The 24,491-nt window shown below is 62.5% G+C and carries 21 protein-coding genes, 1 tRNA gene and 3 pseudogenes; 17 read left to right on the top strand and 8 right to left on the bottom strand.

Translation table 11 applies throughout. From position 1 onward, the window contains the following. Nucleotides 1-10 precede the first annotated feature (10 nt). The 10 genes and pseudogenes from ACO07W_RS12860 to ACO07W_RS12905 all read left to right on the top strand — a co-directional run bounded on the left by ACO07W_RS12860 (nucleotide 11) and on the right by ACO07W_RS12905 (nucleotide 6,241). On the top strand, nucleotides 11-913 hold the full coding sequence (locus ACO07W_RS12860; protein WP_421843676.1) for a pentapeptide repeat-containing protein: 903 nt from the start codon (nucleotides 11-13) through the stop codon (nucleotides 911-913). Then, nucleotides 910-1,014: pseudogene (locus ACO07W_RS12865) on the top strand (hypothetical protein); the annotation flags it as partial. The gene ACO07W_RS12860 and the pseudogene ACO07W_RS12865, both read left to right, overlap by 4 nt. 171 nt (nucleotides 1,015-1,185) lie before the next feature. Beyond that, nucleotides 1,186-1,590 (top strand): hypothetical protein, encoded by a 405-nt coding sequence (locus tag ACO07W_RS12870; RefSeq protein ID WP_421846180.1) that lies wholly within the window; start codon nucleotides 1,186-1,188, stop codon nucleotides 1,588-1,590. A 379-nt stretch (nucleotides 1,591-1,969) separates the two neighbouring features. Continuing rightward, nucleotides 1,970-2,095: pseudogene (locus tag ACO07W_RS12875) on the top strand (DUF4244 domain-containing protein); the annotation flags it as partial. 62 nt (nucleotides 2,096-2,157) lie between these two features. Then, complete coding sequence (locus ACO07W_RS12880; protein WP_421843678.1) at nucleotides 2,158-2,418, top strand: TadE family type IV pilus minor pilin; 261 nt, start codon at nucleotides 2,158-2,160, stop codon at nucleotides 2,416-2,418. A gap of 25 nt (nucleotides 2,419-2,443) precedes the next feature. Next, nucleotides 2,444-2,746 (top strand): Rv3654c family TadE-like protein, encoded by a 303-nt coding sequence (locus ACO07W_RS12885; RefSeq protein WP_421843680.1) that lies wholly within the window; start codon nucleotides 2,444-2,446, stop codon nucleotides 2,744-2,746. A 104-nt stretch (nucleotides 2,747-2,850) separates the two neighbouring features. Next, nucleotides 2,851-3,636, top strand: coding sequence for a prolipoprotein diacylglyceryl transferase (locus ACO07W_RS12890; protein ID WP_421843682.1), 786 nt, complete (start codon nucleotides 2,851-2,853; stop codon nucleotides 3,634-3,636). After that, the gene (locus ACO07W_RS12895; RefSeq protein WP_421843684.1) at nucleotides 3,633-4,043 is read left to right on the top strand and encodes a hypothetical protein; all 411 of its coding nucleotides are present in this window, start codon (nucleotides 3,633-3,635) and stop codon (nucleotides 4,041-4,043) included. The genes ACO07W_RS12890 and ACO07W_RS12895 overlap by 4 nt, the downstream gene beginning before the upstream one ends. A gap of 5 nt (nucleotides 4,044-4,048) precedes the next feature. Beyond that, the gene (locus tag ACO07W_RS12900) at nucleotides 4,049-5,587 is read left to right on the top strand and encodes a radical SAM protein (RefSeq protein ID WP_421843686.1); all 1,539 of its coding nucleotides are present in this window, start codon (nucleotides 4,049-4,051) and stop codon (nucleotides 5,585-5,587) included. Nucleotides 5,588-5,794: 207 nt separating this feature from the next. Next, nucleotides 5,795-6,241, top strand: coding sequence for a DMT family transporter (locus ACO07W_RS12905; protein WP_421843688.1), 447 nt, complete (start codon nucleotides 5,795-5,797; stop codon nucleotides 6,239-6,241). Nucleotides 6,242-6,260: 19 nt separating this feature from the next. Here the strand turns inward: ACO07W_RS12905 and ACO07W_RS12910 are convergent, their stop codons facing one another. Together ACO07W_RS12910 and ACO07W_RS12915 are read right to left on the bottom strand one after the other, a co-directional pair. Further along, nucleotides 6,261-7,298 carry a PAS domain-containing protein gene (locus tag ACO07W_RS12910; protein WP_421843690.1) on the bottom strand — a complete coding sequence of 346 codons (1,038 nt, stop codon included), beginning with the start codon at nucleotides 7,296-7,298 and terminating at the stop codon, nucleotides 6,261-6,263. 163 nt (nucleotides 7,299-7,461) lie between these two features. Beyond that, a pseudogene (locus tag ACO07W_RS12915) lies at nucleotides 7,462-9,776 on the bottom strand (DEAD/DEAH box helicase). 249 nt (nucleotides 9,777-10,025) lie between these two features. On the opposite strand from ACO07W_RS12915, the gene cspA reads away from it, so the two are divergent. The 3 genes from cspA to topA all read left to right on the top strand — a co-directional run bounded on the left by cspA (nucleotide 10,026) and on the right by topA (nucleotide 14,013). Further along, nucleotides 10,026-10,229 (top strand): cold shock protein CspA, encoded by a 204-nt coding sequence (gene cspA / locus ACO07W_RS12920; protein ID WP_007772268.1) that lies wholly within the window; start codon nucleotides 10,026-10,028, stop codon nucleotides 10,227-10,229. A 201-nt stretch (nucleotides 10,230-10,430) separates the two neighbouring features. Continuing rightward, complete coding sequence (locus ACO07W_RS12925; RefSeq protein WP_421843695.1) at nucleotides 10,431-11,009, top strand: hypothetical protein; 579 nt, start codon at nucleotides 10,431-10,433, stop codon at nucleotides 11,007-11,009. A gap of 193 nt (nucleotides 11,010-11,202) precedes the next feature. Continuing rightward, nucleotides 11,203-14,013 carry a type I DNA topoisomerase gene (gene topA / locus ACO07W_RS12930; protein ID WP_421843697.1) on the top strand — a complete coding sequence of 937 codons (2,811 nt, stop codon included), beginning with the start codon at nucleotides 11,203-11,205 and terminating at the stop codon, nucleotides 14,011-14,013. Nucleotides 14,014-14,050: 37 nt separating this feature from the next. On the opposite strand, the gene ACO07W_RS12935 is transcribed toward topA, so the two are convergent. After that, nucleotides 14,051-15,634 (bottom strand): adenylate/guanylate cyclase domain-containing protein, encoded by a 1,584-nt coding sequence (locus ACO07W_RS12935; RefSeq protein WP_421843699.1) that lies wholly within the window; start codon nucleotides 15,632-15,634, stop codon nucleotides 14,051-14,053. Nucleotides 15,635-15,799: 165 nt separating this feature from the next. Between ACO07W_RS12935 and ACO07W_RS12940 the strand changes: the two genes are divergently transcribed. Together ACO07W_RS12940 and ACO07W_RS12945 are read left to right on the top strand one after the other, a co-directional pair. Next, on the top strand, nucleotides 15,800-17,008 hold the full coding sequence (locus ACO07W_RS12940; RefSeq protein ID WP_421843701.1) for a DNA polymerase III subunit delta': 1,209 nt from the start codon (nucleotides 15,800-15,802) through the stop codon (nucleotides 17,006-17,008). Between the two features lie 72 nt (nucleotides 17,009-17,080). Beyond that, a tRNA-Thr gene (locus ACO07W_RS12945) sits at nucleotides 17,081-17,156 on the top strand. A 90-nt stretch (nucleotides 17,157-17,246) separates the two neighbouring features. Here the strand turns inward: ACO07W_RS12945 and ACO07W_RS12950 are convergent. Then, on the bottom strand, nucleotides 17,247-19,043 hold the full coding sequence (locus ACO07W_RS12950; protein WP_421843703.1) for a hypothetical protein: 1,797 nt from the start codon (nucleotides 19,041-19,043) through the stop codon (nucleotides 17,247-17,249). Between the two features lie 32 nt (nucleotides 19,044-19,075). On the opposite strand from ACO07W_RS12950, the gene ACO07W_RS12955 reads away from it, so the two are divergent. Further along, nucleotides 19,076-20,020, top strand: coding sequence for an NAD-dependent epimerase/dehydratase family protein (locus tag ACO07W_RS12955; protein ID WP_421843705.1), 945 nt, complete (start codon nucleotides 19,076-19,078; stop codon nucleotides 20,018-20,020). A gap of 63 nt (nucleotides 20,021-20,083) precedes the next feature. Here the strand turns inward: ACO07W_RS12955 and ACO07W_RS12960 are convergent, their stop codons facing one another. The 3 genes from ACO07W_RS12960 to ACO07W_RS12970 are packed head-to-tail and all read right to left on the bottom strand — an operon-like array spanning nucleotide 20,084 to nucleotide 22,366. After that, entirely contained in the window at nucleotides 20,084-20,425 is a 342-nt protein-coding gene (locus tag ACO07W_RS12960; protein ID WP_421843707.1) for a DUF2304 domain-containing protein, read from the bottom strand. Next, on the bottom strand, nucleotides 20,422-21,123 hold the full coding sequence (locus ACO07W_RS12965; protein WP_421843709.1) for a glycosyltransferase family 2 protein: 702 nt from the start codon (nucleotides 21,121-21,123) through the stop codon (nucleotides 20,422-20,424). Before ACO07W_RS12965 ends, ACO07W_RS12960 begins: the two co-directional genes overlap by 4 nt. Nucleotides 21,124-21,136: 13 nt before the next feature. After that, entirely contained in the window at nucleotides 21,137-22,366 is a 1,230-nt protein-coding gene (locus tag ACO07W_RS12970; protein ID WP_421845970.1) for a lipopolysaccharide biosynthesis protein, read from the bottom strand. A 394-nt stretch (nucleotides 22,367-22,760) separates the two neighbouring features. Here ACO07W_RS12970 and ACO07W_RS12975 point away from each other — a divergent pair, with 394 nt between their 5' ends. Beyond that, nucleotides 22,761-23,867, top strand: a complete 1,107-nt coding sequence (locus tag ACO07W_RS12975) for a DUF475 domain-containing protein (protein ID WP_421843711.1) — start codon at nucleotides 22,761-22,763, stop codon at nucleotides 23,865-23,867. A 53-nt stretch (nucleotides 23,868-23,920) separates the two neighbouring features. Here ACO07W_RS12975 and ACO07W_RS12980 read toward each other — a convergent pair whose 3' ends face one another. Beyond that, the gene (locus ACO07W_RS12980; RefSeq protein ID WP_421843713.1) at nucleotides 23,921-24,409 is read right to left on the bottom strand and encodes an inorganic diphosphatase; all 489 of its coding nucleotides are present in this window, start codon (nucleotides 24,407-24,409) and stop codon (nucleotides 23,921-23,923) included. Nucleotides 24,410-24,491 lie beyond the last annotated feature (82 nt).

Genomic DNA, 24,491 nt, shown 5'->3' on the forward strand with positions numbered 1-24,491 from the left:
ACCGATTGCTGTGACTTCGGATGGCGCCTATCTTGTCGGCCGCGAGATTGCTACCGAACTTCCTCCTGGCCAATGCGGCACAGACCGACTCTACGCAGCGATACGTGCGGATGAATCAACCTTCAAAAACGTTAAATTCAAGCATTGCACTTTCGCTAATGTAAGCTTCAAGAACTGCGTTTTTAAACAAGCGGAGTTTTCCGATTGCGCGTTCATCGATTGTTATTTTCGTGCTACAAGGCTTGAAAAATGCACCTTCGCGGGATGCAAATTTCTCGGCAGCGACTTGTCGAAGATCGACATACGGTCGTGTGATTTTAGATACTACAATTCATTTGTCAGCTGTTTTATCAAACATGCCCAATTGAAGGAGTCGCTTCCCAGTGAAGGGAACCTTAAGGCTCATCTCTGTGAAAATCTGGCAAAGGAAGCAAAAAAAGCTGGCTTTCGATACGATGAAGAACTATACCGACAAGATGGCGCTAAGGCTCTGGAAGGGCATTTACGCGATGCTGTACGAGGTGCGGCGCCGTGGTTCAAAGAACATTACAAAGGAATTGAACGCGTCGTTGCCGCCCGCAAATGGGGGGCAAGTCGACTGCGAGGTTACGCCTGGGGTTACCGCCGTAGTTGGCTTGTCGTCCTGAGGAACTGGGCAGTTCTAACCCTGCTCGTCTTTCCTGTGCTGTTCCTTTGCGGTCCTGGTTTGAAAAGGGGCGGTAAACCAGCTTCGGCTGGCGACGCTTGGCTTGCGAGTCTTGGGAACATGCTTCCAGGGTCGGGTATATCTGATGTCGAGTTTGTCTCAAGCTACAGTTTTACACTCGCATTCGTGGAAGCGCTTGCAGGGCTACTCTTTGCTGCTCTAGTCGCCGCGCTATTGTTTGCGTCAGTATTTGAGCGTGACAGATGATAAGAGAAGGCGAATCTACATCGCCTTTCGTAGAGGTCCTCTACGGATCGGCTGCACGGGGTGATGATGACGCATTCAGTGATCTTGATCTATTGATCATCGGCGACTGCCCGGGTAGGCCTCCTTCATTGCCCTGCGAAATGACTGTGCGGTATACGTGGGGCGAGTTTATCGAGATGTCGGGTTATGGTTCTCTGTTCCTACGGCACCTACGTATAGAAGGGCGAATTCTCAGCGCAGACCACGAGGGCCGGCGTCTGTATAGTCTATATTTGACAAACCTTCCCCATTATCGCCGCGTGTTATTCGATCTAAAGTCATTTGAGTTGGCCATTGCCGATAGCGAAATTGCGCTAACCCAAGGAGATACTTCAGTAGAATTCGAGTTGGCAAGTTTGGCCACGGTAATGAGGCATTGCTCTATACTTGGTTCATACTTGATGGGCTCTGAAAACTTCAGCCGTACCGGAGCCCTGGATCTGTGTTGTGATCGACTTGGATTGGGCGCAGATGCTAAAGAGGAATTTCGCAGGCTTTACACCTACCGTATTGCCATTGCCCGTGGCATGCCTTTCGGCGACTCGCCAACTGTCGCGGACGGCTTGCGGTCCGTATACATTGCCCGAACTATTTTGAATGGTGTAAGGAACTATGCATCGCGTACAGCAATGCCTTGACCGTATAAGCCAGGTTCGAGAAGCCGCCCACGACTTGAAATCCGCCTACTTGCTCCGTACCCGAACACATCGCATGCTTCTTTCAGTACAGCGTCTAGTCGCCGCTGAGTATGGCATGGAAATTCTGAGGCCCGTTGTGATGGAGTCAAGCAGGAGCGCCGACCCGGCGCTGCGAGATGTTGCTGAGCTAACCAACCAACTGCTGCAGAGTTCTCAGCACTTGTCCCAGCGAAGTGCGGCATTTGACCGTCGGTGGCAACAGGAGTGGCAGGACGTCGAATCCGCGTTGATCGGGTTAGAGGCCTGCCTACGTAGCCTCTTGGCGCGGCCAGGCGGCTGACGAAAACCAGCGCCTCATTGGATGTAAAACTAAAAAACCGAGTACGCGATCGGAACGATAGCGGCGGCGGCGTTCGGCGCGATCCTCTACACGGTCGTCACCGGCGATTCTGTGGTGGCGGCGCTGACCCACCTCATCGGTCGTGCGCTGCGCACCAAGGTTTAGCTTCGAGTTCGGGCGCTGGCACTGTTGAGGCGGCTCTGGCGATCGTCGCTCTGGTGCTGGTCATGGCGTTGTGCTTGTCGGGCATCACTGCGGTGTCCATGCAGGTGCGCTGTGTCGACGCGGCCCGCGAGGCGGCTCGGTTGGCTGCCCGTGGTGACGAGCAGCTGGCTTTGGAGGTTGCTCGCCGCATCGCGCCTCCCGCGGCACTGGTCCGAGTTCGGCGGGATGGTGAGTTCTTTGTTGCCACGGTTGTCGCGCATTCGAACCTGTTGCCGTCGCTGGACATTGGAGCGAGATCGGTCTCTGCCGTCGAGCCGCGGTGACGCCGGCTCGGTCACTGTGGTGGCCGTGGCGGCGGTCGCAGCCCTGCTGTGTTTGACCGGAGTCGGTGCGTATTTGGGCTCAGCCGTGGTGACGCGCCACCGTGCGCAGGCAGCGGCTGATCTTGCTGCGTTGGCTGCTGCTGCGCGCCTGCCATCGGGGGCTTCAGCGGCCTGTGCCAGCGCGGCGGCCGTCGCGCGCGGCATGACGGTCCGCGTCACCGAGTGCCGAGTCTGGGATCTCGACGTCGTAGTCGCCGTCGAATTGGTAGGCGCGTTTGCCGGTACGGCTCGAGCGGTCGCGCGGGCGGGACCGGTCAATACGACGTAGTCGTCGTGTGTTGTCGGTTGGTGCTTTCTGCCGGTCGTTTCGTTGCGGCGGCGAACTGCCTGAATACGGGGTTGCTTCGTGGCTTGGGCGTATAGGCTGTCGGAGTGGTTCGGCAGTGGCGGATGGGTCCGTTGGTGCTGTCGGTACACGGTGTGTTCGTGGCGCTGGGAGTGCTGGCTGCAGCGTTGGTATTTGTTGCCGAAGCACGTCGGCGTGGAGCGATCAACGACCAATCCCTAGTGGCCGTGACGGGGGCTTTGGTGGGTGGGGCAATTGGCATGCGGCTATCCGGTTGGGCCACCCATGTCAATGTGCGGTTGAACCCGACGTTGCTGCAGGCCTGGGAATTCGGGTCTCGCAGCATTCTGGGTGGGTTGGTGGGCGCATATTGTGGCGTGCTGATCGCGAAGCGGGTTGGCGGCTACACCGGTAAAACCGGCGACATGTTCGCCCCGGCGGTCGCGCTCGGAATGGCGGTCGGGCGCATCGGCTGCCATCTCACCGAAGCACCCGGACGCCCAACGAGCCTGCCGTGGGGCATCCATGCGGCCAGCACCACACCGGAATGTCCCGGTTGCCTCAGCGGCGCGGCGATGCATCCGTCGTTTCTCTACGAGATCGGATTTCAGTTGACCGCGTTCGTGGTTCTGCTGTGGTTGCGCAATCGGGTGACACATCCCGGTGAGCTGTTTGTTCTCTACGTGGCGGGTTATGCGTTGTTCCGGTTCTTTGTCGAGTTTGTTCGGGAAAACGAAACGGTATGGCTGGATTTGACCAGGCCGCAGTGGTTTTTGCTGCCTTCCCTCGTTCTCCTTGTTGCCCGGCTAGGCTACGGATTCCGCCGCGGCTACTATCACGCAATCGTGCGACGGCAGCCGGTGCCGACATGACCAACCCACCGCCCGATCTTCCTCCAGGAGGTTGGCCTCCCCCGGGAGGGCCATACGGTGTGAACCAGCCCTACCCTGGTTGGTCTCCGCCGCGGCGTACATCCGGTGGCGAGATTGCCGCAGCGGCTGCCATCGGCGTATTCGTCTACTTCGCAATCAATCTGGTTGCCGCGGTCATGGTGGTATTGGGGCTTGGCTTGGCTGGTTCGTCCAACGTGGTTCTGCTCGCCGGGGCGATCTTGCTGGGGCTGATCGCGTTTGGAGGCGGCGGTGCGCTAGTGGCCCAGCGCAATCCCTGGGCGAGGGGAATAGGTATGGGGCTGATGATTGGTTGGGCTCTGTCATCGATCGTCACTGCTGGCCTCTGTACGGGGGTAAACCCGGTGATGTACGGGTCATTGACATGACAGGAATGGATTTACGGAAAGACCGCATTCACCGCTATGTCAATGCTTTCTGTCCGCACTGTCACAACGAGGAACCTGATAGGCCGTTGAGTCGCGTTGCGCGGCTCAGCGGTTGGCTCGCAGTGCGGGATGGATCTGTCTGGCTGGAGCGCGGTTGTCCTTCGCATGGCCTGGTTCGGACGCTTTACGACGAAGATGCGGAAATCCTTACTTACCTTGAGGAATGGACGGCGCCGACGAAAGCGCACGTCCCGGATATGTCAGCCAACTTCGATCCAATCCCATCGGCATATTTGCGTGGTCTGCCGCAGATGCAGACGCAACATACTTGTATCCTGCTCGAGGACATCGCCGCGACTTGCAATCTGCGTTGCCCGACGTGTTTCGCTGACTCCTCGCCGGACCTGCGCAATGTAGTGGCGCTAAATGACGTGCTCGCCAACGTTGATCAGCGCCTTGAACGCGAGAACGGCCACCTCGATGTGTTGATGCTCAGTGGCGGCGAGCCCACTTTGCATCCACGGCTACCCGAGCTGCTAGCGGAACTAAGTGCTCGGCCGATAACGCGAATATTGTTGAATACTAACGGCTTACGGATTGCGCAAGATGACGATCTGCTCGACTTGCTGGCCGAGAACCGCGGGCGTGCCGAGGTGTATCTGCAGTACGACGGGCTATCGCTAAAAGCCCACCGATATCACCGTGGTGGCGACCTTCGGCGCATCAAACGGGACGCGTTGAGGCGACTTTCCGAGCGAGAAATCTTCACCACTCTGGTGATGACGGCGGCGATAGGCATCAACGACGACGAAATTGGCGCCGTTATTCGCCTTGCGTTGCAGACGCCCTACGTCGGCGGCGTGTGTATTCAGCCCCAGTTCGGTTCAGGACGTTCGGGATTCATCGACCCGAACGAACGGCTCACCCACACCGGTGTGCTCAAACGATTGGCGCCACAGACAAGTGATCTGGTTACGTGGCGGGACCTGACTGCGTTGCCGTGTTCTCATCCGCACTGCTGTTCTGTCGGCTACATGCTGCGCGACGACAGTGGACGGTGGCGATCGTTGGTCTCGTTGGTCGGTCACGATGATCTGAAAGCCAAGTTAGGCCTGGTCGCAAACCGTATTGCCGACAGTGATATTCCCCGCGATCTGCGGTTGGCGGTGCGCGAATCGCTGCTGGGTGTGTTGTCTGAACAATCATCTTTGTCGCACCCGCAGATGTCCGATCTGTGGCGTTTGATCTGCGAGAACTGCGATCTGGGCATGGGCACGCTGCTGACCTTGGCTTCTGCGGCCGCACCTGGCCGACGTCGTCGGATGAGACGACTACTCGGCGAGCGGATCGTCCGCATCACGGTCAAACCGTTCATGGACATCTCGACGATGATCGAAGAGCGCCTCGTGCAATGTTGCGTTCATGTAGGCACCCGCTCGTCGCAGGACCAGTGCGCCCCGTTCTGCGCGGTGCAGGCCTGGCCCGAACTCGGCCGGCAGCGGCTTTCGGTGGCTGCCGAGCGGTTGTTGCCGGTGGTGAACTGAAAGTGACGCGAATATTCGCGTTGTGGCCATAGTCGGGCCTAATTTTCGCGACTAACAACTTCTGCTTCCGATTTGCCCTCAACTATCGAGGTCACCAAAATCGCGGCTACTGCAAATGCTCGGTAGCGTCACCACCACTACGCCGCCTAACGGCCACGAGACCCTCGACCGCGGATATACCGCATCGGGCAAGCAAAAAGGAGTGCCATGAACGCAGTCTGGATTGTCCCTTTCATCATCCTCGGTGGCGCGCTTCAGACCTGTGGAGCTGCCATGAACGGGCAACTCTTCAAACACATGATCAACCCGTGGCTGGCGTCGGCAGTGTCATTTGCGCTGATCACCTTTTTCTTTGTGGCGTTGTTTCTCATCATGCCGCACCCGCTGCCGACCACGAAGGACCTTGCGACCATGCCCTGGTGGGCTGCCGTGGGTGGGCTTGTCGGTGCCGTCCAGGTCTACGCTGGCCTGACTTTGGTCAATAGGGTGGGTGCTGGGTCGTTCATCGGCTTGACGGTCACTGCAGCGTTACTGATGTCTCTGGCAGTCGATCACTTCGGCTGGCTGCGCGTAGACGCCCATCCGATCACCGCGTGGCGAGCGCTCGGCGGTGCGCTGCTGATCGGTGGAGTAGTTCTGATCACCAAGTTTTGATCCGCGGCGCCACGCACAATCACGTCACGGCGTCGTTGGCAGTTGGTAGGCCCGCCTCGGTAAGTTCTTCCTCGGTGGGTAGGCGCAAAGAGGCCAGGCCGACGAATGTGTCAGGTTGGAGTTCGACTCGTTCGAGTGTCACATGAACTGGCACCCAATCGCCGTCATGCGCGGGAAACCGCAAGACTCGACTGGTCGTCCCGCGCTCGAATTCGGTTGCCATGGATACCATTACGCGTTGGTCGTCGGGATGAGCCGTGGACTTGTCGTCATTGATGCTGCGCCAGTCGTAGAACGTGCAGGGTTCGTCGAGCCATTTCAGCAGGTTCCAGGTGTTCAGGTCGACGAGTGCCCGGTGGACTCCCGCCTGGGCCAGCCCGTTCAGGATTCGCTGCGCCAGATCGTCGGCAGGTAGGGCTGTGCCTTTCAACTCGGCGCGCCAGTTCAACGCTCGAACGACCAGATGTTCGCGGCCGTCTGGTTCCGGCTCCATTGCGCTGCGAGCTGCGAAGCCTATACGGATGGGGTTCCCCTCCCAGTCGGTGAGATCCCACGTACTGCACAATTTTCTGTTTGTCTTGGCCTTGACCACCATCGCCAGGACTTTGGTTTCGTTCTGGTTCAGTTTGCGCGGCGGCAGGTCATCGGCGAAGGCCCTGCCGTAGGTGACCTCGATTTCGGGGTTCTTGCCGCTGTTGGCCAGCGATTCAGGGGTATCGGTGGCTGTGCCGCGGGTCAGGTCCCACTTCAGTGGGCCCGGTATCGGCCGCGTGGGCGGTTCGGCGTCGATGGGACCGGTCCACACATGCACGCCGTGTACGCGTCCGTCCGACATCGTCACCGGCTCGGTGCGGATGACGCGATCGTTTTTGGGGGTGATGCTGCTCAAGCTTTGACCGGTGCGCAGCGTTTCTGCGATTGCGGTTCGCACCGCGGACAGGTGTGGACTGCGCCGCAGGAAAGTAGTAATTGGGACGAGGTTCTTTGGCTGTCGCCCTTGAGCTATCACGGCGGGCTCCTCGCCCAGTGTCTCCACGAGGAGCCAGTCCTGGGCCATGCGGGAATAATACTTCCAGCGGAGCGCATATCGCACCTCCGGAAGCGGGCATTCTGACACGTGTCTGACTGCCATCGAACATCTGTCAGCGACATTGACGCAGCTAACAACCAACGCGGGCCCGTTGGCGCCGCCCTTGCCGCTAGAGCGCGGCGTCGCCAGCTCAGCGGGATCCGGCGGCTAGCTCCGCAAGCACCAGCTGTAAAACACCCACCGCGCCCGCTTTGTCCAGTGGATCGTTGCCACTGCCGCACTTGGGCGACTGCACACACGACGGACATCCGTTAGGGCATTCGCATGCCGCAATGGCTGCAGCTGTGGCATCTAACCACGTGTGTGCCGCGCGAAAGCCCCGCTCGGCGAATCCCGCCCCACCAGGATGGCCATCGTAGACAAACACACTGGGCAGCCCCTCGGGGCCACTTGCTGTGGATATGCCACCAATGTCACCGCGGTCGCAGCTGGCCACCAGGGGAAGCAGCCCAATAGCGGCATGCTCAGCCGCGTGTAGCGACCCGGCAATGCGCGGGGCGTCAATACCGCTGCGCAGCAGCGCATCCGTGGCGATGGTGTACATGACCGCATGAGTGCTCAACGCATACTCCGGCATGTCCAGTTCAATAAAGTCGAGTATCTCTCCGCCAATCCGGCGGCGCAGGTAACCCACCACTCGATGGGTGACGCCTACGGGCACCAGCCCCAGCGTGACGGGCCCGAACTGAGCTCGCTCGCCGGTTCCCGTGACCGTGATGTCGGTGACCTCGCGCGCGTAGGTGGCATAACCAGGATCTTCGGCGTGGACAAATGCCAGCCCTTCCTCGAGATCCAGCGAGTCGACGACGTAGCTTTCGCCCTGGTGAAGGTAGACCGCTCCGGGGTGGACGGAGGCCGGAGCCTGACCGGCGCCGACGGAGCCAAGCAGCCGGCCGGTATCAGCCTCCACGATGACGATTTGGTTGCCTACCGAACCCCGGATGTCCACCTCGACGTGCGGCTCGACGCCGGGGGCCGGGTAGTACTTTTCGGAGCGTCGGCGCAGCAGCCCGTCGTCGACCAGGTCTTTGGTCACCTGTTCGGCGCCGAACTTTCGGATCTCGGCGTCGTCCAGCGGTTGCTCGGCGGCCGCGCACAGAAGTTGCGGCCCGAGAATGTAGGGATTGGCAGGGTCGATCACGACGCGCTCGGTCGGCTTGTCCAGCAGCGCGCCCGGGTGGTGGACCAGATAGGTGTCCAAAGGATCGTCGCGGGCGATCAGCACCACGAGAGCGCCTTGGCCGCGTCGGCCTGACCGGCCTGCCTGCTGCCAGAACGATGCGATTGTGCCGGGGAAGCCAGCCAGCACCACGGCGTCTAACCCGGCGATGTCGACGCCCAGCTCCAACGCGTTGGTGGTCGCCAGCCCGCGCAGGTTGCCCTGGACAAGGGCGTGCTCCAAAGTTTTTCGGTCTTCAGCGAGGTAGCCGGCTCGATACGACGCCACCGCCTGGGATAGCTCCGGGGCGGTGTCAGCTAGCCGAGCTCGAGCGCCCAGCGCGGTCAGCTCGGCGGCGCGCCGCGACCGAACGAACGTCAAGGTCTGCGCTCCCTCCACAATCAAATCGGCCATCACGCGCGCCGCCTCCGCGCCCGCTGACCGCCGCACCGGCGCACCGTTCTCGCCGGTCAAGTCGGTGCGCAGGGTGGGCTCCCACAATGCCACCGTGCGCGCTCCATGGGTGAGCCGTCCTCGGTGACCTCAGCGACCGGGCGGCCGATCAGTTCGGTAGCCGTCGCGCCGGGCGACGCGGTTGTCGCGCTGGCGAAGATCACCGTTGGAGCCGCCGAGTAGCGGGCGCAAATTCGCAGCAGACGCCGCAGCACCATCGCTACATTAGAACCGAAAACGCCACGGTAATAATGGCATTCGTCGACGACAAGGTAACGAAGGTTTCGCAACAAGACGGCCCAGCGAGAGTGATTTCGCAATATGGACAGATGAGTCATGTCGGGATTGGAGAACAGCCACCGGGAGCGTTCGCGCGCAAAGCGACGCACTTCGGCGGGACTGTCGCCGTCGTAGGCGGTGGGGGCAACGTCAGTCAGTCGTTGAACGGATGCGGCCAGTGCGTGCGCTGCGCGCAGTTGATCGTGGCCGAGCGCCTTGGTGGGCGACAGGTACAGCACTCGGCTCCGGGGCTCGGTTGCTAGCGCGCTGAGGATGGGGAGTTGATAGGCGAGCGATTTTCCAGACGCCGTGCCGGTGCCCACGACCACGTGACAGCCGGCGTAGGCCAACTCCGCCGCGTCGAGCTGGTGTGACCACGGCGCAGTGATGCCCTGGACGGCGAACGCGTCGATCACGTCTGGCTCTACCCACTGCGGCCAACTGCGCGGTTGGCCATTGCGGGGCGGAAGTTCAGCGACATGGCACATCGGATGCTCTCCAGGACCGGCGCCGGCGAGTGCTGCGGCAAGTAAGTCGCTGCCGAAACTCGCCATGAAAAAAACCCCTCGGAAATCCGTTCTCGCCAACAGGCTGTCGCCGAAGCGATGAACATGATTGACTAATTGCGGTCGCAGCTTCTGTGTTCGTGTCAAACTTTCGCAGGATCGACGTTGCGACCGCGGTTCCTGCGAGGTTATCTGTCGGGTGAAGTTCCGGCGACTCGGCGAGGTATGGCGGTCGCAGCGGGCCCGGGGCGCCGAAAGGCGGTGCCCCGCACCCAGAAGAAAAGGAAAGATCGAGAAATGCCACAGGGAACTGTGAAGTGGTTCAACGCGGAGAAGGGGTTCGGTTTCATCGCCCCCGAGGATGGCTCCGCAGATGTGTTTGTCCACTACACGGAGATCCAGGGTTCGGGCTTCCGCACCCTTGAAGAAAATCAGAAGGTCGAGTTCGAGATCGGACACAGCCCTAAGGGCCCCCAGGCCACCGGAGTCCGCTCCCTTTAATCCGAGCGGATTCTCTACGAATCCCCCCGCGCGGTCCTGCTGAGCAGGACTAGCCGGGGGGATTTCGTTGCCCGTCTGCGGCTGGCGGCTGCTGCGATCCAGCCGTGACGGCGCCGGTCTGCTGCGGCGGCAACGATGTCAGTGGCCGACGTGCGGCTCGCTTCCTGCCGCGGAGCGGCTGCCTGGCTTACTGTCGGTGGCGTGAGCCAGCTTTCCTTTTTCGCCGCGGATTCGATGCCGCCGGCGGCGGCGGACCTTTCCGGGGTGCTGGCGGCCTCTGGCCAGATTGTGCTGGTGGGTGCTGGTGCTCGGCTTTCGGTGGTTGTGGATCAGCTCTGGCGCGCCTCGGCCCTAGCCGAGATGATCCGGGAAGCCGGATTGGAACCCGAGATCGCACGGACGGACGAAGACACCCCTCTGGTGCGGACAGCCGCGGACCCGCTGCTGCGCGAAATCGCCGGCGAGTGGACGAGGGGTGCCGTTAAGACGGTGCCTCCGCGGTGGTTGCCGGGTCCGCGTGAGTTGCGGGCGTGGACTTTGGCTGCGGGAAGCCGCGAAGCCGACCGCTATCTGTTGGGTTTGGATCCGCACGCTCCCGATACCCATTCCACTCTGGCGTCCGCTCTGATGCGGGTTGGGATTGCGCCGACCTTAATTGGCACGCGTGGGGCTCGGCCGGCACTTCGGATCAGTGGCCGACGCAGGCTATCGCGCCTGGTAGAGAACGTAGGAGAAGCTCCGGATAGCGCCGAGGCAATGGCACAATGGCCCACGGTTTAGCAGCCCGGTTGAGCCCTTATTCTTGGTGGCCAGTTTGCGCAGGGCCACCCTAGGGTGCGAAATTGTCAGTTGCCCATTGGCGGAGTGGCGCCGGCGCGGCTGAATGCTACCCGGAATTCAGCAGTCGGGGTCGATATTCTCTGCGATGGCGGTCCTGCTTGGGGCCGGGATGAGAGATGGAGCGTAGGCGCAGGTGGCTGACCCGAAAAAGAGGAGCCGCAGCAGCGGCGGCAATGCGAGCGGTCGGCGACTGGTCATCGTCGAGTCGCCCACCAAAGCGCGCAAACTGGCCGACTACCTAGGCTCCGGCTACATTGTGGAATCTTCACGAGGTCATATCCGAGACCTGCCACGGGCCGCCGCCGATGTACCAGCGAAGTTCAAGTCCGAATCCTGGGCACGGCTTGGAGTCAACGTCGATTCCGACTTCGAGCCCTTGTACATCATTAGCCCCGAGAAGAAAAGCACTGTCAGTGAGCTGAAAGACTTGCTCAAAAGCGTTGACGAGCTTTATCTGGCTACGGATGGTGACCGGGAGGGCGAAGCTATCGCCTGGCACCTGCTGGAGACTCTGAGACCGCGCATACCGGTCAAACGGATGGTTTTCCACGAAATCACCGAGCAGGCGATCCGCGCAGCCGCCGAGCACCCGCGCGACCTCGACACAGATCTAGTCGACGCGCAGGAGACCCGCCGTATCCTGGATCGGCTGTACGGCTACGAGGTCAGCCCGGTGCTCTGGAAGAAGGTCGCGCCAAAGCTGTCGGCTGGGCGGGTGCAGTCGGTGGCCACCAGGATCATCGTCCAGCGTGAACGCGACCGAATGGCGTTCCGTAGCGCGGCCTACTGGGACATCCTTGCCAAGCTGGACGCCAGTGCGTCGGCCCCCGATGCGCAGCCGCCTACCTTCGCCGCGCGGCTGACGAGCGTCGATGGCCTGCGGGTGGCGACTGGCCGCGATTTTGACTCGCTGGGCGCGCTGCGCAAGGCCCAAGAAGTCGTAGTGCTGGACGAAGCGAGCGCGACCGCATTGGCTGCGGGCCTGCGAGGTGCGCAGCTGAGCGTGGCGTCGGCCGAGGAAAAGCCCTATACCCGGCGTCCATATCCGCCGTTCATGACGTCGACGCTGCAGCAAGAGGCCGGGCGCAAGTTGCGTTTCTCCGCGGAGCGGACGATGAGCATCGCTCAGCGGCTGTATGAGAACGGCTACATCACCTATATGCGTACCGACTCGACAACGCTGTCGGAGTCGGCGATCAGCGCCGCCCGTACCCAAGCGCGTCAGCTCTACGGTGAGGAGTATGTCTCGGCGTCGCCGCGCCAATACACCCGCAAGGTGAAAAACGCGCAGGAAGCGCACGAGGCCATCCGGCCGGCCGGCGAGACTTTCGCCACCCCCGACGCGGTGCGCCGCGAACTCGACGGCGACGAATTCCGCATCTACGAGCTCGTATGGCAGCGCACGGTGGCCTCGCAGATGGCCGACGCTCGCGGCACCACGCTGAGCCTGCGGATCGCCGGTGTTGTGCATAACCAGGGGACGGATCAGCAGGTGGTGCTGTCCGCGAGTGGACGTACCCTTACCTTCCCAGGCTTCCTCAAGGCCTACGTCGAGACCGTGGACGAGCTGGTCGGCGGCGAGGCCGACGATGCAGAGCGCCGACTGCCGCACCTGGCCGAGGGGCAACGGCTAGACGCCATTGAGCTGACTCCGGACGGCCACACGACCAACCCACCGGCTCGCTACACCGAGGCGTCATTGGTCAAAGCGCTCGAAGAGCTCGGTATTGGCCGTCCGTCGACCTACTCGTCGATCATCAAGACGATTCAGGACCGTGGCTACGTACACAAGAAGGGCAGCGCGCTGGTCCCTTCCTGGGTAGCGTTTGCCGTCACGGGTCTGTTGGAGCAGCACTTCGGCCGGCTCGTCGACTACGGCTTCACCGCGGCGATGGAGGACGAGCTTGACGCTATCGCCGCTGGCAACGAGCAACGCACCAATTGGCTGCACAACTTCTACTTCGGCGGCGATCACGGTGTGGCCGATTCGGTGGCGCGCTGCGGGGGCCTGAAGAAGCTGGTCGGCGTCAATCTTGAAGGTATCGATGCGCGAGAAGTTAACTCCATCAAGCTGTTTGACGATGCCGAGGGCCGGCCGGTCTATGTTCGTGTGGGTAAGAACGGGCCTTACTTGGAACGATCGGTAACTGGTGATGCCGGAGAGCCCACGCCGCAACGCGCCAACCTGAAAGACTCGCTCACGCCTGACGAGTTGACGCTGGACGTGGCCGAGGAGCTATTTGCCACGCCTCAAGAGGGACGCGTGCTGGGTGTCGATCCTGAGACCGGTCACGAGATCGTGGCCAAGGACGGTCGGTACGGACCGTACGTGACCGAGATCTTGCCTGAGCCGGCAGGTGAAGCCGGCGGCGATGCGGGCCAAGGGGCCAAGAAGGGCAAGAAGTCGGCCGGGCCGAAACCCCGGACCGGCTCGCTGCTACGGACTATGGACTTGCAGACGGTTACTCTGCAGGACGCGCTGAAGCTGTTGTCGCTGCCCCGTGTCGTCGGTGTGGACCCCGCTCTGGGCGAGGAGATCACCGCCCAGAACGGACGCTATGGCCCATATCTGAAGCGTGGCACCGACTCCCGATCGCTGACAACCGAAGACCAGATGTTTACCATTACGCTCGACGAAGCGCTGAAGATTTACGCCGAACCGAAGCGGTCCAGCCGGCAGAGTGCTTCGGCGCCGCCGCTGCGCGAGCTGGGGGCCGATCCGGCGACGGGCAAGCCGATGGTTGTCAAGGACGGCAGATTTGGGCCTTACGTGACCGACGGTGAGACCAATGCCAGTCTGCGTAAGGGTGACGACGTGGCGTCGATCACCGACGAGCGCGCCGCCGAGCTTCTGGCTGACCGGCGAGCCCGGGGGCCGGCGAAGCGGCCCGCTAAGCGGGCCGCCCGTAAGGCCCCGGCGAAGAAGGCCGCCAAGCGCGGCTAACCTGGGTGCGACCAGCCGCGCTCAGCCGTAAGACTCGCTACCCCCGGTTGGAAACCTCTTCGTAGGAGGCCAGGTTTAGCGGGCGGGCCAGCTGGGTAGGCGATGTGCGCCCCCGCAGCTCGACGACTTCGCCAACGTCCCAGCACAGCGCTTCGGCGTCGAGTGCGGAGCTAACCGCTATCGCTGACGCCAGTACGTGGCCCTCTTCTAGCTTGGCCAATTCGGTGAGCCGGGCAGCTTCGTTGACCGGGTCGCCGATGACGGTGTACTCGAAACGTGCCTGGGCGCCGATGTGTCCGGCGATCGCGCGTCCTGCCGATACCCCGATCCCGAACTCCGCAGAGCCCAGCACGGGCAGGAGTTCGTCGTGCAACTCGCGCGCGGCCGACAGCGCTGCACCGGCTCCGTCAGGGTGTTCGATTGGTGCGCCGAAGACTGCGAGCGCGGCATCGCCCTGGAACTTGTTGACGAACCCGCCGTATCGGTTGACGGTTTGCACGACGACCTGGAAGAACTCGTTGAGCAGCTGCACGACCTCGGCGGGTCCTTGTGTCGCAGTCAGCCAGGTCGAGCCGATCAAGTCCACGAACAGTACCGCGACGTCGCGTTCTTGACCGCCCAACTCGGTGCCGCGCTCGATGGCCCGGCGAGCTACGTCTTCACCTACGTAGCGACCGAACAGGTCGCGCAGCCGCTGCCGTTCGGAGAGGTCGCGCACCATGTCGTTGAAGCCGGACTGCAATAAGCCCAGTTCGCTTGCATCGTAGATCTGCATGTGCGCGTTGTAGTTGCCGCGCTGCACCTCACTGAGCGCCCAGCGGAGCTGGCGTACCGGGTCAGCGATGGACATGGCTACCAACAGGGTGCTGACCGATCCGATTCCCAACGCCATGAATGCCAGCAACAGAATGGGATTGACGAACCTCTCCGGTGGGGCGTGCAACAGGGCAAGCTTGTCGGAGACCGCGGCCAGAACGATTGCCAGCACCGGCACTGCTGTGGATAGCACCCAGGCCAGCATTTGCCGCAAGATGACGCCTGGTGCCTTGAGATTCTCCGGTACGCCGCTGCGCAGCGCGGCAACTGCTACCGGTCGTAGAACCCGTTCAGACTGCAGGTAGCCGATGATCGCGGCCGCAGTCGCACCCAGAGCGGTAGCAACCACGACGACAGGCGCTGTGAACCTGGCCACCGACCAGCTGGCAAGGGTGAATATCACGCAACCGATCGCCCAGGACACCGCGCTGATCATGGTGCGGTAGAACGGCATGCGCAGTGCGCGGCTTCGGGCCAGTTCGGTGGCGGCCGGATCGTCATCGAAAAGTAGGTTGTCGCGACGCTGCCATCGGAAAACCGGCATCAGCAGTTTGAGGTTCCACACGAACCCGGCGAGGAACAGGACGACAACCGCCGACACAAAGATCGCCATATTCAGTGGCGGCAGGTCCTGTAGCTGGATGCGGTCGCGAGGCGGCAAGGCATACCGCAGGAACCCGAGCACAAAAAGACCCCCGATAATGTCAGCCTGCAGCATGCTCAGGGAGAACAGCGGCCACGGGGTGCGCAACACCCACCGGACGAATGCCTTGATTCGCCCAGGCAGTGTTGCCGTGGTCGCCATGACGCCACCGTATCGGGCTACGGGGGCTAGCCGGAAACCTACAAGTGCCGGGCAAGTCGCCCGAACGCGGGCAACCGTGTCGAAAAAGCGCCAAAAGATCACGGAATCGTCGCGAAATGGATGCTGATCGGTAGCCGCCAGCGGCGGTTACTACTGTTGCTGACGATGTCCGGAGTGTTTTCGCGGCTGGTAGGTCAAGAAGCGGTGGAGGCTGAGCTGCTCGCCGCAGCCGAGTCTGCTCGTTGTGAACGGGATCACAGTGAGTCGGGCGACGGGATCATGACACACGCATGGCTGATTACCGGTCCGCCAGGTTCGGGAAGGTCGGTTGCTGCGCTATGCTTCGCGGCCGCGCTGCAGTGCACGGGGGATGGGGAGCCCGGGTGCGGGCACTGCCGAGCATGTGCGACGACGATGGCGGGCACTCATGCTGACGTGCGCAGAGTGGTCCCGGAAGGACTCTCCATCGGTGTAAGCGAGATGCGCGGCATCGTTCAGATTGCGTCGCGCCGGCCGACTACCGGGCAATGGCAGATCGTCGTGATTGAGGACGCCGACCGGTTGACCGAGGGGGCGGCGAACGCTCTGCTCAAGGTCGTCGAAGAACCGCCGCCTTCAACGGTGTTTCTGTTGTGCGCGCCGTCGGTGGATCCTGAAGACATCGCGATCACCCTACGATCCCGGTGCCGGCACATCGCGCTGGTGACGCCGTCGACACTGGCCATCGCGCAGGTGCTGGTCGACAACGACGGTCTGGCGGCCGAAACAGCGAATTGGGCGGCCTCGGTCAGCGGCGGCCACGTAGGCCGGGCGCGCCGGCTAGCTACCGACCCAGAGGCCCGGCAACGACGGGAACGGGCGCTCGGCCTCGTCCGCGACGCGGCGACGCCATCGCGAGCATATGCCGCCGCCGAGGAGCTGGTCGCCGCTGCCGAGGCCGAGGCGGTAGCGCTGACGACAGGCCGCGCCGACGCCGAGACAGAGGAGTTGCGCACGGCGCTAGGGGCAGGGGGCACCGGTCGCGGTACCGGCACCGCGTTGCGCGGCGTCACCGGTGCGATCAAGGATCTTGAGCGCCGGCAGAAATCCCGTCAGACCCGGGCGGCCCGCGACGCGCTGGACCGGGTGCTAATCGACTTAGCCACATATTTTCGGGATGCTTTGGTGATCTCGGCGAATGCCGGGGGTGTGCAGCCCAACCACCCGGATATGTCGGATCGTGTCGCGGCCCTAGCGGCTCATGCCACGCCTGAACGCCTGCTGTGCTGTATCGAGGCGGTACTTGACTGTCGCGAAGCTCTGGCAATCAACGTGAAGCCTAAGTTCGCGATCGATGCCATGGTTGCCACTGTCGGCCAGCAGCTGCGCCGCTGACGCCAGCTGGGAGTCCGGAGTTGGGCGGGTCAGTCCGCCTGCCGTAGACTCGTGCCGCCCGGCGCGGGGTATGCCGCCTTAGCTCAGTCGGTAGAGCGATTCACTCGTAATGAATAGGTCAGGAGTTCGATTCTCCTAGGCGGCTCCAATCTTGTTGGCGCCGATTGGTGAAGCCGGTTGTCGCGTTGCGGTTCGGCGCGACGATGCGGCGTCACACTCGGCGCAGCCTGTTGCAGCCTCACAGCGGTGCCAGAAAACCCACTGGCCCAGATGCTATGCACAACGCGAGAGCGGTGGTGTTGGCCCGCACCGTGATCGCGTCTCCGGCCCCCGGCAGCCGTGCGTACACGCGATTGAGCCCAGGATGCACGGGAACCTTTGTCTCGGGGCCGTCGGACAACGACAGGGTCATGGAACCGTCGCTGTTGGCCAGGTAGTTGATTTCGGCAGTCCAGTCTGCCGGCAGCAGCGGTCCGTCGAGGACCAGTCGCGCAGGTCGGTCGGGCTGGGCGAAATAGCCGCATCGTGGCGTGGGGCCAGGGACGACGGTCCGCACCCACGTCACTTTTGCGTCAATGAGCCGTCCCGAGCTGTCTAGCATTCGCAAGCGCGTTGTAGACGTGGCAAATTCTGGCCGGTCGCGGAGCAGCGCGAACATATGACTTGCCAGGTTCTCCGGCCACGCCACACGCTGTAGTACCAGCGGATCGACCTCCTGATCCAGCAGAGGCGCAGCAGAGGCCTCGTGCGCCGCCGCCAAATTGGCACGGGCATTCTGCAGGTAGGGCTGTGCTGGGTTGTCGCGCCACGACGTCAGGAACGTCGCCGTCGAGTACAAGCTGCTAGCGACAAACAAAGCTGCCGCACCGGCTGTCACCATGGTGCGCATCGGCGAGGTGTCGAGCCGCTGGGACAACCGACTAGCTCGGTTGGGTGCTCGAAGCGCGATGGCGGTAAGCAACGCCAGCACAAAAACCAGGTCGGGGAAATATCGGAGGGTCTGGGCGAGTTCAAGTGCGGTAAATCGAGACGATCGCATGAGATAGATCGGCACCTGGCAAGCAATCACGTAGCCGACGGCGACCAGCCACACGAGGCCGATTCGTTTTTTGCGGACCAGCGAGACCGCCAGTACCCCGGCTACTACCAGCCAGCCCAACAACATCACCAGTGGTGAAGGACTCGCCCAGGGAGAAGCCGGGGCCCAGCGTGCCCAGTCCCATGGGCCGCCGGCTAAACCTGGCACGATGCCGTGGGTGATCGAACGGCGCAGCAGACTCCACGTCATCGAGACATCAGAGCTCCAGCGCCGCTGATCCACCAGGATCAGGTAGAGCGCTATCCAGCTGGCGGTTAGGAGCAGCGACGCTGACCACAACCGGGCACCGGCTCGCCAGACCGTTCGCAGTGGGCTCGGGTCGCCGGTTACGTGGGCCAGCAGTGCAGTCAGAGTGAAGGCGACGAACGGGATCACCGCGGCCTTCTCGAAGAACAGCAGGCCGACGAAATACGCCAGCATGCCGGTGGCCGCGTAGCGCTGGTTACCGGTGCGCACCAGCAGGATGGCGTCAGCGCATACCCACGCGAGCGCCACCAGCATCGGCAGCGAGTTCAGCGCGGCCGCCCACCATGCGTATCCCGGCAGGGTGAGTGGCGTGAACAGTGCGAAAGTCAGCGGCACAAGCAGGACCCGACGCCAGCCAAGAATCACGTAGAGCGCGCGCAACAACGCCAGCGTGGCGGCCAGCTGCAGCACGATGAGGCTGATTGCCGGCGCGGCCCAGTTCAGCGGTGCGAGCCGGATGATCGCGCCGGCGATAAGAAACGCGGCCGGCATGACATGGCCGTCGTGGTCATCGAATAGATAGGACGGCGACAATAGGCCCTCAGTGCCGGCCTGTCCCACCAGAATCAGGTCGTCCCAGTAGAAGTAGCCACCGAAGGCCAGCGCCGCGCGAATTGCCAATTGGACCGTGATCAGTGCCGCAGCCGCCAGAGCGACTCGGGGAATGCGGGTAGTGGCAGCGGCGAGCATGCCTATTTCTTACCGGTCGGTATGGTGAGCCGGTGCGCGCACTGGTTACCGGCGCAGCCGGGTTCATTGGATCGACCCTGGTCGACCGGCTGTTGGCAGATGGTCACACAGTGGTCGGACTGGATAACTTTGCGACGGGTCGAGCGACCAACCTTGAGCATTTGGATGGTAATTCGGCGTACAGCTTCGTCGAGGCGGACATCGTGACGGCGGATTTGGACGGCATCCTCAGCGAGCACCGGCCCGAGGTGGTGTTTCACCTGGCCGCTCAGATCGACGTGCGGCATTCGGTAGCGGACCCGCAATTCGACGCCTCGGTCAACGTCATCGGCACGATCCGGCTGGCTGAAGCAGCGCGGCACACCGGTGTCCGCAAGGTCGTTCATACCTCCTCGGGGGGTTCCATTTACGGCACCCCGCCGGGGTACCCGACCAGCGAGTCGGCGCCCACAGCTCCGGCCTCGCCGTATGCGGCAGGCAAAGTTGCCGGCGAGATCTACCTCAATGCCTTTCGACATTTGTACGGCCTGGATTGTTCGCACATTTCGCCAGCCAATGTCTACGGCCCGCGGCAGGACCCGCACGGTGAGGCAGGCGTAGTGGCGATCTTCGCTCAGGCGCTGCTGTCGGGCAAAACCACCAAGGTGTTTGGCGACGGCTCCAACACCCGCGACTACGTGTTCGTCGACGACGTGGTGGATGCGTTCGTTAGGGCTTCCGGCGAAGCTGGTGGCGGGCAGCGATTCAACATTGGCACCGGTCTGGAGACCTCTGATCGGCAACTGCATTCAGCGTTGGCAGCTGCGGTCGGAAGTCCCGACGAACCGGAGTTTCACTCGCCCCGTCTGGGTGACCTGAAGCGTTCTTGTCTCGACATCTCGCTAGCCGAGGCGGTGTTGGGCTGGACTCCGCGAGTCCCGCTGTCTGACGGTGTGCGCAGGACCGTGGAGTATTTCCGGCGCACCGGGACAACCTGAACATTCCGCGTGGTCTCAGCGGGCGGAACGCGCTTTTGCGGCGCCGGTCTGTTCGGTGCGAACCTAGCCGTGTTCAGGTGCTTGCGCGGTCTCAAGGGCTACAGCGCGGGTGAGCCGGGCGTAGCGCACCTCCAGGTCCTTGAAGCGTAGATAGGTGCTCAATGTGGTGAAACTGAACGCCATCACCAGCGCGTACAACATGAGGTCGGTGCCGCGGCGCACACCGAACCATCGCGCGATCACGGTGGTGTCTTCCGGTCGAAGTACGGCGTAGACGCCGGCCAGCACGAACGCGACATAGCCCACCTTGACCCAGGCCCGAGACCTTGCGCTGCGGCGCGATCGCAGCAGATAGACCAGCAGTGCGGCGATCGACGCGATCAATAGCACTTGAATCCAGTTCATCGTGACATCCTTCTCCGCAGGAACCCGTCGAAAATGATGTTGACGCCGTTGAGCAGCGGCTGGCCCTTCGACTTCGAATAGTCGGTGTACAGCACCTCGACTGGTTCTTCGGCTACCCGCCAGTGTTTTTCAGCAATCAACATGATGAATTCGTTGGCGTGGCTCATTCCGCTCATAGTGATGTCCAACCCATCGGCCACCGTTTTGTTGAACACACGCAAGCCATTATTGGTATCGGTCAGACCCAGCCGACGACCGCGCCGGCTCAGCCTGGTAGCGGTTCTCAGCACGACTCGCTTAAGAAAGGGCGGCCGGCTGCCTGCTATTCCGGCGAACCTTGTCCCGATCAGAATGTCGACCTCACCGGTGCTGAGTCGGTCAATCATGGCGGCCACGTCTTTGACCCGATGCTGGCCGTCGCCGTCGAATGTGGCGAAAGCTCGAGCGCCAGGCTGCCTGCGCGCGTATTCGACACCGGTCTGAATGGCGGCGCCCTGGCCCACGTTGACCGGATGGCGCAGCAGGTGAGCACCTGCCCGCAGGGCGATTTCGCCGGTGCCGTCGGTGCTGCCGTCATCCACGCAGACGACATGATCGAAAACCGTCCGGACATCGGCTACGACTTCGGCGATCACCGTAGCTTCGTTGAAGGCGGGAATGACGATCCAGACACCCGGATATCGCATTTCAGTGGCCATTTACGCCCACAAATTACACCTCGTTCGGCGATGAGCCGGTTGCGCGTCCAGCGTGCGCCAGCGCTGCCAGATGCACGCCAATTCCCACCAGCGGGCCACACAACAGCCCCACCACGGTGCGGGTCTCCAGCGCAAGTGGTAGCAGTAGCAGAAATCCCGAAGCCAGCGTCGCGATGACCCAGCCGAGCGCATACGCTCGATGTAATGCGGCAGCAACGGCGGCGGCCCCCGTGAGTGTCAGGATCGCGATCGCTACCGCGGCTGCCGTGAGCCAGGACAGCAACGCGCTGCTGGCTCGGTACTGCGGCCCGAACGCGACGTGCAGCAGCCACGGGCCGATGAGGGCGGCGGCCAGCACTCCGGCGACGCCAATGCCGCTGATGATTGCCGCCGGCGCTACCAGCGCGCGTAGTCGCTTCGTCCGTTCATCGACGAAGTGCGCGATCAGATTGCCCTGCATGGCCGTCAGCGGCACCAGCAGTGGCGCTCGGGTCAGAGTTACCGCCAAGATGATGACTCCCCCCTGAGCCCCCAGCTCATCGGAGGTCAGTTTCAGTAGCACCGGAAATCCCATCACCAGAATCGCGCTGGCGCCCGCCGCAGTGATCGAGTGGGCTGCACCCCTCAGGAACGTCGTGGTGTTCCCGCGCGTCACCAGGCGGGCCGCTGCTCGTGCCGTGGGCGACGTCATCAGCATCAGCAGCCACGCCGCGGCGCCTGCCACCGTTGCCCATAGGAAGCCGGTCAGGCCCCATCCGAACACGAACGCGGCTCCGGCTACGGCCACCCGGATGACCGCGTCGGTCACCATCAGCGCTCCGTAATGAGTCCAGCGGTTGGTGCCGGCCAGCATGCCCAGCAGGGTGGCGTGTAGGCAGAACCCGGCCAGTCCCACGCTCAGGAGCCCCACCGACAACCATCCGGCCTCGACGAACACTCTGCCGCTCCACACGACGGAGCTGCCGGCGATCGTGACTGCTGTGGCAAGTCCGACGATTCCGGCGATCCGCATCGGCTGGGCGCGCTGGTCGTCGTACGGCACTGCTTCGGGGTAGCCCATCGACCGCACCTCGCGAGTGGTTTCTTGCAACAGGCCATTGGCGGCGCCAGTGACCAGCCCGAATGCCCCCCAAAACACCCCGAAAATCGAGAAGCCACCGGGAGCGAGATCGCGGGCGGCCAGGTAGATCACCGCGTAGCCGCACAGGGCGGTCAGCGCTGTCGCGGTGCCGACTCGGGCCATACTGCCGCGGGCTATGGGTCCCCGGGCGCGTGCCGCACCGGCTTCAATCGGGGACGCAGACCCGCCGATTTCGGTCACCGCGACAACGCTTCCAGCCGTCCGACCTGATGAATGGCCACAGATTGAAAATACTGGGTGGGTATTGCCAGCCGGCCCGCGATAGCGGGTACCTGCTGCGGATTCGGAGGGGGCTGTCCGCTTCGCGTCAGTTTTGGCCTGCTGGCAAGTCATAGACATCAAACCGACATTCGGCGGCGACGAGGCAAACCAGGAATCATCGCACTCGTTTTCTCGGGTTGTGCGGCTGCCAATAAGGTGTGACTGCGACGGTTGGTTCCGGCCAGGAAGTCATTGGCCATTGATGAGACTCCCTGGTCAAAGCCGGAAAGGATCCATGGCAACGCTCCGAGTATTCGGTTTTTCGCTGGCAGCGACCGTGTTGGCTTTGGTCCTCGGGTACTTGTACGGCGGGTTCGGCGCCTTGTTCTTGCTGGCGGTGCTGGCGCTACTGGAGGTGTCGTTGTCCTTCGACAACGCCATCATCAACGCAGCGATTCTGCGGAGGATGAGCTGGTTCTGGCAGCGGATGTTCCTCACGATCGGGATTCTCGTCGCGGTCTTCGGGATGCGGCTGGTTTTCCCGTTGGTCATTGTCTGGGCCACCGCTGGGCTCGATCCCGTTCGTGCGCTGGATCTGGCGCTCCGTCCACCGCCGCACGGTGCGTCGCAATTCCCGGACGGTTCGCCCAGTTACGAAAAGCTGATCGCCGTCGCGCACCCACAGATCGCGGCGTTCGGCGGCTTGTTTCTGTTGATGCTGTTCCTGGACTTCATTTTTCACGATCGGGATATCAAGTGGCTGAAGTGGATTGAGGTCCCATTTGCCCGCATTGGCCGGCTCGGGCAGCTGCCGTCGGTGGTTGCCATCGTGGTGTTGCTTCTGGTCGGCACCCAGTTGACAGACGCCGGTGACGAACGTGCGACGGTAATGACGGCTGGGCTGCTGGGCATGCTGACCTACCTCGTGGTCAACGGCCTGAGCCGGGCATTCCGCCCGCCTGGGATGGGCGAGTCGCCGTCGGACGCCGCGGTCGCGCCGGGTCCCGCGGCGGTGGGTAGGACCGCCTTCGTGCTCTTCCTCTACCTGGAGGTGCTCGACGCTGCATTCTCCCTAGACGGTGTCACCGGAGCTTTTGCGATCACCAAGGACCCGATCATCATTGCGCTTGGCCTGGGGTTGGTGGGGGCGATGTTCGTCCGATCGATCACCATCTATCTGGTGCGCCAAGACACATTGGATCGCTACGTGTATCTCGAGCACGGCGCACATTGGGCGATCGGAGCTTTAGCCGCGATCATGCTGTTTTCCGTCGAACCCCGATACCAGGTTCCGGAGTGGGTCACCGCCTCGGTGGGTGCGGTCTTCATCTCGGCGGCGTTGATCTGGAGTGTGCTGCGCAATAAAAGAGCTGCCGAGGCGACTGTCGACTCAGGCCATTGACCGCGTCGTCGCGAGCGGCGATCTCTGCAGTCAACAGCGGCTGTACCGTGAAGTCAGTGCGCGCCGGCCTTGAGGCGCTCCACCGAGCGAAGCACCTCGGCTTCGGCTTCAGCGCGGCCAACCCAATCGGCCGCGTTGACGAACTTGCCTGGCTCCAGGTCTTTGTAGTGCACAAAGAAGTGTTTGATTGCCTCTAGCTCGAAGGCCGGAACATCGCCAATGTCTTGAATGTGGTCCCATCGGTGGTCTCCGGCGGGGACACACAGCACCTTGTCATCGCCGCCGTGCTCGTCGACCATGCGAAACATTCCGACCGGCCGTGCTTCCACGACCACCCCGGGGAACAGCGGTTCTGGTAATAACACCATCGCGTCCAGCGGGTCGCCGTCTTCGCCGAGGGTGTCCTCGATGAAGCCGTAGTCGGTCGGGTAGGCCATCGGTGTGTATAGATAGCGGTCCAGACGCACGCGTCCGGTTTTGTGGTCGACTTCGTACTTGGTTCGCTGGCCCTTCGGGATTTCGATGGTCACGTCGAATTGCACCGCGTCGGCTCCTTACACATGGGCATGGGTTGGCTCGGCTAGCTGCGTAGCGTCGGGGGTCCACCATAGTCGAGCTGTACGG

The organism is Mycobacterium sp. (genome assembly GCF_965230835.1).
Classification (GTDB): domain Bacteria; phylum Actinomycetota; class Actinomycetes; order Mycobacteriales; family Mycobacteriaceae; genus Mycobacterium.